This is a genomic window from Citrobacter sp. Cs237, from assembly GCF_030332325.1.
GTDB lineage: Bacteria > Pseudomonadota > Gammaproteobacteria > Enterobacterales > Enterobacteriaceae > Citrobacter_A > Citrobacter_A sedlakii.
In genome coordinates this window covers 52,632-65,294 of record NZ_JAOWIB010000108.1, presented here as the reverse complement: position 1 = coordinate 65,294, position 12,663 = coordinate 52,632, and the positions used below count along the sequence as shown (strand labels likewise).

The following is a 12,663-nucleotide window of genomic DNA, read 5'->3' as shown; positions in this document are numbered from 1 at the left end:
TATCTAATAAGGGCGGCAGTGTCATATTCGTCGCCCAAATATAAGCAGCACAACAATATATTTGGCTAGTTTAATCTCATTACGTATCAACGGCTATAAGAATCGTATGGGCGTAATTTGGCATGGATTGCTGATCGGCTTTATCTGACTGGACGCCACTGGCGAAAAGTGTGTTCGATAGAGACAGTGTCAGGAGAAACGATTGAAACATAAACAAGGTTGGGCAGGCGCGGTCTGCTGTTTTGTGCTCTTTGTGGTCGTCTGCGTGTTTCTGACGATGAACATGAAGGGGGCATTTCGGGCAGCCGGGCATCCTGAAATTGGGCTGTTGTTTTTTACGCTACCAGGTGCTGTTGCCAGTTTTTGCTCTCATCGTCGGGAGGTAATCAAACCTCTGCTCGGTGCGATGCTTGCAGCGCCTTGTTGTCTGGTGCTTATGCGCCTCTTTTTTACCCCCACCCGTTCGCTTTGGCAGGAGTTGGCGTGGTTATTCAGCGCCGTGTTCTGGTGCGCGCTGGGCGCCTTATGTTTCTTATTCATCAGCAGCCTGTTCAGGCCGCGTCAGCGTAAAAAACAGTAACGCCCTCGGATGAGGGCGTTTGACATGGATCCGCGCGGGCAAACCTGTCAGGCGAACAGGTTCAGATTCTCTTTTGCCCAGGCTTCGAAATCAGTGCAGCCGCCGATGTGTTTCTGATCGACGAAAATCTGCGGTACGGTTTCCACCGGTTTACCGACCGTTTTTTCCAGATCCGCTTTGGTGATGCCTTCGGCGTGAATGTCGATGTAGCGATAGTTAAAATCTTCGCGCTCATTGCTCAGTTTTTCTGCCAACTCTTTCGCACGTACGCAGTATGGGCAACCCGGGCGACCAAAAATTACGGTAAACATATGTTTCTCCTTCAACTCTGAGCCTGACGGCGAATGGCGGTTATGATGCCGTGATTCGTTCAGCTTGAACAGTAGGTTGCGCCTTTTACTCTAATATCTTTAAGCTATATCTGTTAAGCAGATGAAAGCTGAACGCTTTACACTGTGCCGTCTACACTGATTCTTTCCGCTCAGACAGAGAAAAACGTCATGACTCCAACTATTGATCTGCTTCGTCACCATCGTTCAATTCGTCATTACACCGACCAGGCGATAACCCCCGAACAGCGAGAGGCGATCCTGGCGAGCGCACAGGCCACGTCAAGTTCCAGCTTTTTGCAGTGCACATCGATTATTCGCATCACCGATGTTGCTCTACGTGAGGCGCTGGTGCCGTTAACCGGTGGACAACAGCACGTAGCCCAGGCCGCGGAATTCTGGGTTTTTTGCGCCGATTTCAACCGTCACCTGCAAATTTGCCCCGACGCCCAATTGGGCCTGGCGGAGCAACTGCTGCTCGGCGTCGTCGATACGGCCATGATGGCGCAAAACGCGCTGACCGCAGCAGAATCACTGGGGCTGGGCGGCGTGTATATCGGCGGTCTGCGCAATAATATTGAGGCGGTGACTGAACTGCTGAACTTGCCAAAACACGTTCTGCCGCTGTTTGGCCTGTGTCTCGGCTGGCCTGCCGACAATCCGGATCTCAAACCCCGTCTGCCTGCCGCCATCGTGGTGCATGAAAATGCCTACCAGCCGCTGGATCACGCGGCGCTCGCCGACTATGACGAACAGCTGGCGCAATATTATCTCACCCGTGGCAGTAATAACCGCCGCGATACCTGGAGCGATCATATTCGTCGCACCCTGATCAAAGAAAACCGTCCGTTCATTCTGGAATATTTGCATAAACAGGGGTGGGCTACGCGCTAAAAATGTTGCCGCTGTGTATGATACGCGGGACGTTGAACGGGTTATTCAGAGAGGTGCAGGGTGAAGATTGCCATATTGTCCCGGGACGGAACGCTCTATTCGTGTAAACGCCTGCGTGAAGCGGCAATGAAGCGCGGTCATCTGGTTGATATTCTCGACCCGCTTTCCTGTTATATGAACATCAACCCGGCGGCGTCGTCTGTTCATTACAAAGGGCGTCGGCTTCCCCATTATGACGCCGTTATCCCGCGTATAGGTTCTGCGATCACCTTTTACGGCACCGCGGCGCTGCGGCAGTTTGAGATGCTCGGGAGCTATCCGCTCAATGAGTCCGTGGCGATTACCCGCGCGCGCGACAAACTGCGCTCGTTGCAGCTGCTGGCGCGCCAGGGCATCGACCTGCCGGTTACCGGAATTGCGCACTCGCCGGATGACACCAGCGATCTCATCGATATGGTCGGCGGCGCGCCGCTGGTGGTGAAGCTGGTGGAAGGAACCCAGGGGATCGGCGTCGTGCTGGCGGAAACTCGCCAGGCGGCGGAAAGCGTGGTGGACGCCTTTCGCGGACTCAACGCCCACATTCTGGTGCAGGAATATATTAAAGAGGCAAAAGGGCGCGATATTCGCTGTCTGGTAGTGGGGGACGAAGTGGTCGCCGCCATTGAACGCCGGGCGAAGGAGGGCGATTTTCGCTCGAATCTGCATCGTGGAGGAGTGGCTTGCATCGCCAACATTACGCCCCGGGAGCGTGAGATTGCGGTAAAAGCGGCGCAAACGCTGGGGCTTGATGTCGCAGGGGTGGATATTTTACGTGCTGAACGTGGTCCGCTGGTGATGGAGGTCAATGCGTCGCCAGGTCTGGAAGGCATTGAAAAAACGACCGGTGTCGATATCGCCGGACGAATGATCCAGTGGATCGAGCGCCACGCGACGCCGGGTTTTTGTCTGAAAACGGGTGGCTGATCTGAATATCGCTGATGATCGTAGCGTGACGCGCGCTTTTTGCGTAAGCTGTGCCGGTATTTTTTTTCGTAAGAGGTAGCACATTATTATGACATCACTGGTCGTTCCCGATCTGGATACGTTGCGACAATGGCTCGACGACCTGGGCATGAGCTTTTTTGAATGTGATACCTGTCAGGCGCTGCACTTACCGCATATGCAAAACTTCGACGGCATTTACGACGCCAAATTAGACCTGGTTGATAACACGTTGCTGTTTTCCGCTATGGCGGAAGTCAGACCGTCTGCGCTGTTGCCGCTGGCGGCGGATTTGTCGGCGATCAACGCCAGCTCTCTCACGGTTAAAGCGTTTCTCGATATGCAGGACGATAATCTGCCAAAGCTGGTGGTTTGCCAGTCTTTATCCGTTATGCGCGGCATCACCTACGAGCAGTTTGAATGGTTCGTGCGTCAGAGCGAGGAGCAGATTTCGATGGTCATTCTTGAAGCGGGGGCGCACCAGATGCTCTACACCGCCGAAGAGGACGCGCAAAAAAGCAACGGCGAAATCCATTTTCTGCATTGATATCCCTTCAGGGAATAACGTGCAGAGCGCAGTCGCTGCCAGTGCGGCTGCGTATTACCCGCTTTTATGCTGCTTTTAACCTTTCTTTAAAGAATTATTCACCTCCTTTCCCGCCAATTCGCTTTATCACATAGACATAAATTGCATAAAAAATTGATAAAAGGCGTTTTTTAATCTGGGCTATGGCCTGAAAACCTGGCTAAAGTTATTCTTGCGATGCGCTGTAACAGCGAGCAATAACGGCCAGGAGAGCGTCCGTTCTTTCCTGAGTGTGCCGGATGACAAAGTATGCACGATTCTTGCATAGCTTTGAGTGCAAATTTTTAGGTTCGTATGTTAACGAACTTGCATAAGGAAAGAGATTATGACCGCCTTAAATAAAAAATGGCTATCGGGTCTGGTTGCGGGCGCTCTGATGGCCGTCTCTGCCGGCACGCTCGCAGCGGAACAAAAAACGCTCCATATTTATAACTGGTCTGATTATATCGCGCCGGATACGGTAGCGAATTTTGAAAAAGAGACCGGGATCAAAGTGGTCTACGACGTGTTTGACTCCAACGAAGTGCTGGAAGGCAAACTGATGGCAGGCAGCACCGGCTTTGACCTGGTGGTGCCGTCCGCCAGTTTCCTTGAGCGCCAGCTGACGGCGGGCGTTTTTCAACCGCTGGATAAGAGCAAGCTGCCGGACTGGAAAAACCTCGACCCTGAGCTGCTTAAGCTGGTTGCCAAACACGATCCGGAAAACAAATACGCTATGCCATATATGTGGGCGACGACCGGCATTGGCTATAACGTCGAGAAAGTGAAAGCGGCGCTCGGCGCCGATGCCCCAGTGGACAGCTGGGATCTGGTGCTTAAGCCGGAAAACCTCGAAAAGTTAAAAAGCTGCGGCGTCTCTTTCCTCGATGCGCCGGAAGAGGTGTTTGCGACCGTGCTGAACTATTTGGGTAAAGATCCGAACAGCACCGACGCGAAGGACTACACGGGGCCGGCAACCGATCTGCTGCTCAAACTGCGCCCGAATATCCGCTATTTCCACTCTTCGCAATACATCAACGATCTGGCGAACGGCGATACCTGCGTGGCTATTGGCTGGGCAGGCGATGTCTGGCAGGCGGCGAATCGTGCGAAAGAGGCGAAGAACGGCGTCAATATCTCCTTCTCGATCCCGAAAGAGGGGGCAATGGCCTTCTTTGATGTCTTCGCCATGCCCGCCGACGCCAAAAACAAAGAGGAAGCCTATCAGTTCCTGAACTACCTGCTGCGCCCGGACGTCATTGCCCATATCTCCGATCACGTGTTTTATGCCAACGCCAACAAAGAGGCGACGAAGCTGGTGAGCGCGGAAGTGCGTGACAACCCGGGAATTTATCCGCCCGCCGATGTGCGCGCGAAAATGTTCACGCTGAAGGTACAGGAACCGAAAATCGATCGCGTGCGTACCCGCGCATGGACCAAAGTGAAAAGCGGTAAGTAACCTTTCGTCAGTCTGAGACAGGCCGGGTGGCGCATTGCGTGCCCGGCATCAGGCGCACCGAAAGGGGGCGCCTGCACGATTTTTGATTTACGCCGGAGAGCACCTCGTGAATGATGCGATACCTCGCCCGCAGGCGAAACCCCGTAAGGCGCTGACGCCGCTGCTGGAAATCCGTAACCTGACAAAATCCTTTGACGGCCAGCATGCGGTCGACGATGTCAGCCTGACTATCTACAAAGGTGAAATTTTCGCGCTGCTGGGGGCGTCGGGCTGCGGGAAATCCACGCTGCTGCGTATGCTGGCAGGTTTTGAACAACCTACCGCCGGACACATTGTGCTGGACGGCGTCGATCTTGCCCACGTCCCGCCCTATCTGCGCCCTGTCAATATGATGTTTCAGTCCTATGCGCTGTTTCCCCATATGACCGTCGAGCAGAATATCGCTTTTGGCCTGAAGCAGGACAAACTGCCGAAAGCGGAAATCGCCAGCCGTGTTGAAGAGATGCTGGGGCTGGTTCATATGCAGGAGTTCGCCAGACGTAAGCCACATCAGCTTTCCGGTGGCCAGCGTCAACGCGTGGCGCTGGCGCGAAGCCTGGCAAAACGGCCTAAATTATTGCTGCTCGACGAGCCGATGGGGGCGCTGGACAAAAAATTGCGCGACCGGATGCAGCTCGAAGTGGTGGATATACTCGAGCGCGTCGGCGCGACCTGCGTCATGGTCACCCACGATCAGGAAGAAGCGATGACCATGGCCGGGCGCATTGCCATTATGAATCGCGGCAAGTTTGTCCAGATCGGTGAGCCAGAGGAGATCTATGAGCATCCGACCACCCGTTACAGCGCGGAATTCATCGGTTCGGTTAACGTGTTTGAAGGCGTGCTGAAAGCGCGGCAGGACGATGGCCTGGTGCTGGATTCGCCGGGGCTGGTGCATCCGCTGAAGGTGGATCCCGATGCTTCGGTGGTGGACAACGTGCCGGTGCATGTGGCGTTGCGCCCGGAAAAAATCATGCTGTGCGAAGAACCGCCCGCCGATGGCGTTAACTTCGCCGTGGGAGAAGTGGTGCATATCGCTTATCTCGGCGATCTCTCCATTTACCACGTTCGCTTAAAAAGCGGGCAGATGATCAGCGCCCAGCTTCAGAACGCCCATCGCTACCGAAAAGGGTTGCCGACGTGGGGCGATGAGGTTCGTTTGTGCTGGGATGCCGATAGCTGCGTGGTGTTGACGGTTTAAGGAGCGAAAATGAGTACACTTGAACCTGCGGCACGCGGAGAAAAGCCTGGCGGTTTGCGGCTGTGGCTGGCGCGCGTGCAGATGAATCACGGGCGTAAACTGGTCATTGCGCTGCCTTACGTCTGGCTGATCCTGCTGTTCCTGCTGCCGTTTCTGATCGTCTTTAAAATCAGCCTTGCGGAAATGGCGAGGGCGATCCCGCCGTACACCGAGCTGATGGCGTGGGCTGACGGGCAGCTGGCGATCACTCTTAACCTCGGTAACTTCCTGCAGTTGACCGACGATCCGCTTTATTTTGACGCCTATTTGCAGTCGCTGCAGGTCGCGGGCATCTCCACCCTGTGCTGCTTGCTGCTGGGATACCCGCTGGCGTGGGCGGTGGCCCACAGCAAGCCGTCGACGCGAAATATCCTGCTGCTGTTAGTGATCCTGCCGTCGTGGACCTCGTTTCTTATTCGCGTCTATGCGTGGATGGGGATCCTGAAAAATAACGGTGTGTTAAACAACTTTCTGCTGTGGCTTGGCGTTATCGACCAGCCGTTGACCATCCTGCATACCAACCTGGCCGTCTATATCGGCATCGTGTATGCCTATCTGCCGTTTATGGTGCTGCCGATCTACACCGCTCTGACGCGCATTGACTATTCGCTGGTGGAAGCCTCGCTCGATCTCGGCGCCCGCCCGCTGAAAACCTTTTTTAGCGTGATCGTGCCGCTGACCAAAGGCGGCATTATTGCCGGTTCCATGCTGGTGTTTATTCCGGCTGTCGGCGAGTTTGTCATTCCTGAGCTGCTCGGCGGGCCGGACAGCATCATGATTGGTCGCGTGCTGTGGCAGGAATTCTTTAACAACCGTGACTGGCCGGTGGCCTCTGCGGTGGCGATCGTGATGTTGTTGCTGCTGATCGTTCCGATCATGTGGTTCCACAAGCACCAGCAAAAAAGCGGAGGCGTCCACGGATGAACAATTTGCCGGTAATACGTTCGCCCTGGCGCATCGTGATTCTGGTGCTGGGCTTTACGTTTTTGTATGCGCCGATGCTGATGCTGGTGATCTACTCGTTTAACAGCTCTAAACTGGTGACGGTATGGGCGGGGTGGTCGACGCGCTGGTACGGCGAGCTGTTTCGCGATGACGCCATGATGAGCGCCGTGGGCTTAAGCCTGACGATAGCCGCCTGCGCGGCGACAATGGCGGTGATTCTGGGCACCATTGCCGCTGTCGTTCTGGTGCGTTTTGGTCGTTTTCGCGGCGCCAACGGTTTCGCCTTTATGATTACTGCGCCGCTGGTAATGCCGGACGTCATTACCGGGCTTTCGTTGCTGTTGCTGTTTGTCGCGCTCGCCCACGCCATCGGCTGGCCGTCCGACCGCGGTATGTTGACCATCTGGCTGGCGCACGTCACCTTCTGTACCGCCTACGTGGCGGTGGTGATCTCCTCGCGCCTGCGGGAACTGGATCGATCTATTGAAGAGGCGGCGATGGATCTCGGCGCGACGCCGCTGAAGGTGTTCTTCGTGATCACCTTACCGATGATCATGCCTGCCATCGTCTCCGGCTGGCTGTTGGCGTTTACGCTGTCGCTTGACGATCTGGTGATCGCCAGCTTTGTTTCCGGTCCCGGCGCGACGACCTTGCCGATGCTGGTGTTCTCCAGCGTGCGCATGGGAGTGAACCCGGAAATCAACGCTCTGGCTACGTTGATCCTCGGGGTGGTCGGAATTGTCGGATTTATCGCCTGGTATCTGATGGCGCGCACGGAAAAACAGCGAATCCGCGATATCCAGCGTGCAAGACGCGGCTGAAGCAATTAAAATTTCCAGTGAAGTGCCGCGCATGTCGCGGCACTGTTTTTCAGGGAAGTCACACATTGGGATTCTTCAAAAAAACGTCCTCATCACACGCTCGTTTAAATGTGCCCGCGCTGGTGCAGGTGGCGGCGCTCGCCATTATAATGATCCGTTGCCTCGACGTGCTGATGATATTCAATACGCTCGGCATTCGGGGGCTTGGCGAATTTATCCATCGCAGCGTGCAAACATGGAGTCTGACGCTGGTTTTTTTGAGCAGCCTGGTGCTGGTGTTTATTGAGATCTGGTGCGCATTTTCGCTGGTAAAAGGGCGCAACTGGGCGCGCTGGATTTATTTACTGACCCAGGTGACCGCCGCGGGCTATTTATGGGCAGCCTCATTAGGCTACGGGTATCCGGAGTTATTCAGCATCGCCGGTGAGTCAAAACGGGAAATTCTGCATACCCTGGTGATGCAAAAGCTGCCGGACATGTTGGTGCTTTGCCTGCTGTTTGTTCCGGCCACCAGCCGCCGGTTCTTCCAGCTCCAGTAAAACGGCGTCCTGGCGCGACCTACAAATGCCCGAATAATGTGTATAATCGTCGCCCCGAACATCTGAAGGTTTCCGTATGTATTGCGCACTTTATGACGCCGGCCGCTGCCGCTCCTGCCCGTGGATCACGCAGCCGGTTGACGTTCAACTCTCCGCCAAAACAGCCGATCTCAACAATCTGCTTGCCGGTTTCCCGGTGGGGGAGTGGCGCACGCCAGTCAGCGGGCCGGAACAAGGCTTTCGCAATAAAGCCAAGATGGTGGTCAGCGGCAGCGTGGAAAAACCGCTGCTCGGGATGCTGCACCGCGACGGCACGCCGGAAGATCTCTGCGACTGTCCTCTTTATCCGCCGTCGTTTGCTGCCGTTTTCGCCGCCCTCAAGCCGTTTATTGCCCGGGCGGGCTTAACGCCCTACAACGTGGCGCGTAAGCGTGGCGAGCTGAAATATATATTGCTTACCGAAAGCCAGTACGATGGCGGCATGATGCTGCGCTTTGTGCTGCGTTCAGAAACCAAGCTGGCGCAACTGCGCGCCGCGTTGCCCTCGCTGCAGGCGCAACTGCCGCAGCTTAAGGTCATCAGCGTCAACCTGCAGCCTGTGCACATGGCGATTATGGAAGGGGAGACGGAGATCTTCCTGACTGAACCGTCGTCGCTGGCGGAGCGTTTAAACGACGTTCCGCTGTGGATCCGTCCACAAAGTTTTTTCCAGACCAACCCGACGGTGGCAAGCCAGCTCTATGCTACCGCCCGTGACTGGGTGCGCCAGCTCCCGGTAAACCATATGTGGGATCTGTTCTGCGGCGTCGGCGGCTTTGGGCTGCACTGCGCCACGCCTGAGATGCGGCTAACCGGGATTGAAATCTCCTCAGAGGCGATTGCCTGCGCGAAGCAGTCGGCGAAAGAGCTCGGTTTAACGAATCTGCATTTTCAGGCGCTGGACTCCACGCAGTTCGCTACCGCTCAGGAGAGCGCCCCGCAACTGGTGCTGGTGAATCCGCCGCGTCGCGGGATTGGCAAAGCGCTATGCGATTATCTCAGCGAGATGGCCCCGCCGTTTATCATCTACTCGAGTTGTAACGCCCGTACGATGGCAAAAGACATTGCGGATTTACCGGGTTATCGTCCCGAACGCGTGCAGCTTTTCGATATGTTCCCTCACACCGCCCATTATGAAGTGCTAACGCTGCTGGTGCGGAATGCATAAATAACGGCCCGCATTGCGGGCCGTAAATCATTATTGCGGGAACCACTGGTCGTTGATTTTCTGCCAGGTGCCGTCCGCCTTAATGGCGGTCAGCGCGGCGTTCAGTTTCTCTAACAGGGCTTTATTATCCGGGCGAACGGCGATGCCCAGACCGGTGCCGAAATACTGGGGATCGGTCACTTTTTCTGTTCCTGGCCCTAACTGCGGGTTGCTCTTCAGCCATTCGTTGACCACAGCGGTGTCGCCGAATACGCCATCGATACGGCCATTTTTCAGGTCGATAATCGCGTTCTGGTAGCTGTCATAGGCGACAGTTTTGACTTCCGGGTGCTTGTCCTGAAGGTATTTCTGATGCGTGGTGCCGTTTTCCATGCCAATACGTTTGCCTTTCAGGTCGGCAAAGGTTTTATACGCATCTTTCCTGGCAATCACCAGCGCGGAGTTGGCGTAGTAAGGTTGGGTAAAGGCGACCTGTTTGCTCCGCTCCGGCGTAATATCCATACCGGAAATGACGGCATCATATTTTCTGAATTTCAGCGCCGGGATCAGGCTGTCAAAGGCATGATTGGTAAAGGTACATTCTGCCTGCATCTGCTTACATAATGCTTTTGCCAGATCGAGATCGAAGCCGACGATTTGGTTATTGGCGTCCATGGATTCAAACGGGGGATAGGTGGCGGAAACCCCGAAGCTGATTTTTTCTGCGGCAGACGCGCCGACAGCGAAAGAGGCAAGCAATGCGGCCAGAACTAACTTTTTCATGGTTGAACTCCCGTTATGATGAAGCGCCGTTTCTGCGGCATGGAATTACAATGCCAGTATTTGAATTTATATGCAATATAAATGATTAAATATTTTATACGGGAACAAAAAAAACGGACAGGTTAGCAACTTGTCCGTTTTCTGTATTCAGATTTATGCACTTTCTGAACGGTTAATTCCGGCGTTCAAACGCCAGCGCTTTACGTTCGATCAAGCGCATCATCAGCGTCAAAAGACCATTCACGATGAGGTAAATGACGCCTGCCGCGCCAAATACCATCACGTCGTAGGTGCGCCCGTACATGAGCTGGCTGTAACCCATCACCTCCATCAGCGTAATGGTGTAAGCCAGCGAGGTGCTCTTAAACACCAGCACCACTTCGTTAGAATACGAGGAGAGGGCGCGTTTAAAGGCATAAGGCAGCAGAATCGCCAGCGTGTCTTTTTTGCTCATCCCCAGCGCGCCGCAGGACTGCCACTGGCCTTCCGGGATTGCGCGAATCGCACCGTAAAACAGCTGTGTGGTGTAAGCGGCGCTATTCAGCGATAGTGCAATCAACGCGCACAGCCACGGCTCGGACAGCAGATGCCAGAGAACCGGATACTCCTGCAAAGACGGAAACTGCCCCGGTCCGTAGTAGATCAGGAAGATCTGCACCAGCAGCGGCGTGCCGGTAAACAGCGTGATATAGCCGCGCACCAGCCAGACCACCCCCGGCGTTTTCAGCGTCAGAACGATGGTGAAAATCAGCGACAGGAGCAGCGCAACGACAATGGATGCCACCGTCAGCGTCAGGCTGGTATGCAGCCCTTTTAACAGTTCAGGTAAATACTCAAACATCAGCCCGGTCTCCGCTCAAAACGTGTCGCGCGCAGGTCAATGCGTTTGAGAATGTACTGACTTATCAGGGTGATCACCAGATAGATCGCCGCGGCAATAATATACCAGTTAAACGGCTCCTGGGTGCGTGTCGCAATGCTCTTGGTTTGCAGCATCAGATCATTGACGCTGATCAGACTGACCAGCGCGGTGTCCTTCAGCAGCACCAACCACTGGTTACCCAGACCAGGCAGGGCATGACGCCACATTTGCGGCATCACCAGGCGGAAGAAGATCGCCGCTTTCGACAGCCCCAGCGCCTGGCCGGACTCCCACTGCCCAATCGGTACCGCTTTCAGCGCGCCGCGCAGGGTTTGCGAAGCATACGCCGCATACAGCAGCGAAAGGGCAATTACGCCACACAGGAACGGGCTGACGTCGAAGTTTTCGATCTCCATTTGTACCGGGATCTGCACGACGCCCAGATTAACGGTAAAGCCGTCAGAGAGCGTCAGCAGCAGTTGAGAGGAGCCGAAATAAATAAACAGCACCACCAGAATTTCCGGCAGGCCGCGTAAAATCGTCACCAGCGCTGAGCCGGTCCACGCGACCGGACGCCATTTAACTGACTCCCAGACGGCGAAAAACATCGCCAACGCAAGGCCGAGGATCAGCGCGCAAACGGCAAGGCCGACGGTCATCCCGGCGGCGCTTGCTAACGGAAAAAATTCGTTCATCAAGGCTTACTTCTGGAACCATTTGTTATAGATGGTTTCGTAAGTGCCATCTTTTTTCACTTTTTCCAGCGCAGCGTTAAATTTCTGCTGCAGCTCGGTGTTGCCCTGACGGACAGCGATGCCGAGGCCGGTGCCGAAGTAGTCTTTATCCGTCACTTTGTCGCCAACCGCCGCCAGCTTCGGATTATCCTTCAGCCATTCGGTAACCACCGCGGTGTCGCCGAATACGCCGTCAATACGTCCGTTTTGCAGATCCAGCTTCGCGTTCTGATAGCTGTCGTAAGGAACGGTCGTAATTTCCGGGTGCTTATCCATAATGAACTTCTGGTGAGTGGTGCCGTTCTGCACGCCCACTTTTTTGCCTTTCAACTGATCCACGCTGGAGAATTTACCCTGCTGGCCAATAAATAGAGCGGAGTTGTCATAATACGGCGTGGTGAACAGCACCTGTTTTTCGCGCTCCGGCGTGATGTCCATCCCGGCCATAACCGCATCGAAGCGGCGGAACTTCAGACTGGGGATCAGGCTGTCAAACGCCTGGTTGGTGAACGTACAGGTGGCGTCAATCTCTTTACACAGCGCATTGGCCAGGTCGACGTCGAAACCGACGATTTTGTTATTCGCATCCATCGACTCGAACGGAGGGTAGGATGCTTCGGTCGCAAAACGAATGGTCTGTGCTGCTGTTGCAGAAAGGCTAAAGCCAGCGATAAGCGCGGCAATCAGAACTTTTTTCATTGTCGTT

15 protein-coding genes are annotated in these 12,663 nt (G+C 54.9%); 10 read left to right on the top strand and 5 right to left on the bottom strand.

Annotation, left to right across the window (positions count from 1 at the left end; all coding sequences use genetic code 11):
* Positions 1–202 precede the first annotated feature (202 nt).
* Positions 203–580 (top strand): inner membrane protein YbjM, encoded by a 378-nt coding sequence (locus tag OGY07_RS17380; protein WP_042284968.1) that lies wholly within the window; start codon positions 203–205, stop codon positions 578–580.
* Between the two features lie 47 nt (positions 581–627).
* Here the strand turns inward: OGY07_RS17380 and OGY07_RS17375 are convergent, their stop codons facing one another.
* Positions 628–891, bottom strand: coding sequence for a GrxA family glutaredoxin (locus OGY07_RS17375; protein ID WP_042284966.1), 264 nt, complete (start codon positions 889–891; stop codon positions 628–630).
* A gap of 189 nt (positions 892–1,080) precedes the next feature.
* Between OGY07_RS17375 and nfsA the strand changes: the two genes are divergently transcribed.
* The 9 genes from nfsA (at position 1,081) to rlmC (ending at position 9,599) form a co-directional block, all read left to right on the top strand.
* Entirely contained in the window at positions 1,081–1,803 is a 723-nt protein-coding gene (gene nfsA / locus OGY07_RS17370) for a nitroreductase NfsA (RefSeq protein ID WP_286602002.1), read from the top strand.
* Between the two features lie 60 nt (positions 1,804–1,863).
* Positions 1,864–2,766 (top strand): 30S ribosomal protein S6--L-glutamate ligase, encoded by a 903-nt coding sequence (rimK, locus tag OGY07_RS17365; protein ID WP_042284962.1) that lies wholly within the window; start codon positions 1,864–1,866, stop codon positions 2,764–2,766.
* Positions 2,767–2,854: 88 nt separating this feature from the next.
* Positions 2,855–3,331 (top strand): YbjN domain-containing protein, encoded by a 477-nt coding sequence (locus OGY07_RS17360; RefSeq protein ID WP_042284958.1) that lies wholly within the window; start codon positions 2,855–2,857, stop codon positions 3,329–3,331.
* A gap of 364 nt (positions 3,332–3,695) precedes the next feature.
* Positions 3,696–4,808 (top strand): spermidine/putrescine ABC transporter substrate-binding protein PotF, encoded by a 1,113-nt coding sequence (potF, locus tag OGY07_RS17355; RefSeq protein ID WP_042284956.1) that lies wholly within the window; start codon positions 3,696–3,698, stop codon positions 4,806–4,808.
* 106 nt (positions 4,809–4,914) lie between these two features.
* Positions 4,915–6,048, top strand: a complete 1,134-nt coding sequence (gene potG, locus OGY07_RS17350; protein ID WP_042284953.1) for a putrescine ABC transporter ATP-binding subunit PotG — start codon at positions 4,915–4,917, stop codon at positions 6,046–6,048.
* A 9-nt stretch (positions 6,049–6,057) separates the two neighbouring features.
* Entirely contained in the window at positions 6,058–7,011 is a 954-nt protein-coding gene (potH, locus tag OGY07_RS17345; protein ID WP_181821651.1) for a putrescine ABC transporter permease PotH, read from the top strand.
* Positions 7,008–7,853 (top strand): putrescine ABC transporter permease PotI, encoded by an 846-nt coding sequence (gene potI / locus OGY07_RS17340; RefSeq protein WP_042284946.1) that lies wholly within the window; start codon positions 7,008–7,010, stop codon positions 7,851–7,853. Before potH ends, potI begins: the two co-directional genes overlap by 4 nt.
* Before the next feature lie 17 nt (positions 7,854–7,870).
* Positions 7,871–8,392, top strand: coding sequence for a YbjO family protein (locus OGY07_RS17335; RefSeq protein ID WP_120714883.1), 522 nt, complete (start codon positions 7,871–7,873; stop codon positions 8,390–8,392).
* Positions 8,393–8,468: 76 nt separating this feature from the next.
* Positions 8,469–9,599 (top strand): 23S rRNA (uracil(747)-C(5))-methyltransferase RlmC, encoded by a 1,131-nt coding sequence (gene rlmC / locus OGY07_RS17330; protein WP_286601998.1) that lies wholly within the window; start codon positions 8,469–8,471, stop codon positions 9,597–9,599.
* A gap of 30 nt (positions 9,600–9,629) precedes the next feature.
* Here rlmC and artJ read toward each other — a convergent pair whose 3' ends face one another.
* From artJ to artI, 4 genes are all read right to left on the bottom strand, one after another.
* Positions 9,630–10,361: an arginine ABC transporter substrate-binding protein ArtJ gene (artJ, locus tag OGY07_RS17325; RefSeq protein WP_042284939.1), complete on the bottom strand. Its 732-nt coding sequence runs from the start codon at positions 10,359–10,361 to the stop codon at positions 9,630–9,632.
* A 172-nt stretch (positions 10,362–10,533) separates the two neighbouring features.
* A complete protein-coding gene (gene artM, locus OGY07_RS17320) occupies positions 10,534–11,202 on the bottom strand; it encodes an arginine ABC transporter permease ArtM (protein WP_181821647.1) in 669 nt (222 codons plus the stop codon).
* On the bottom strand, positions 11,202–11,918 hold the full coding sequence (gene artQ, locus OGY07_RS17315; RefSeq protein WP_199956287.1) for an arginine ABC transporter permease ArtQ: 717 nt from the start codon (positions 11,916–11,918) through the stop codon (positions 11,202–11,204). Before artQ ends, artM begins: the two co-directional genes overlap by 1 nt.
* 6 nt (positions 11,919–11,924) lie before the next feature.
* Complete coding sequence (gene artI / locus OGY07_RS17310; protein WP_060569877.1) at positions 11,925–12,656, bottom strand: arginine ABC transporter substrate-binding protein ArtI; 732 nt, start codon at positions 12,654–12,656, stop codon at positions 11,925–11,927.
* Positions 12,657–12,663 lie beyond the last annotated feature (7 nt).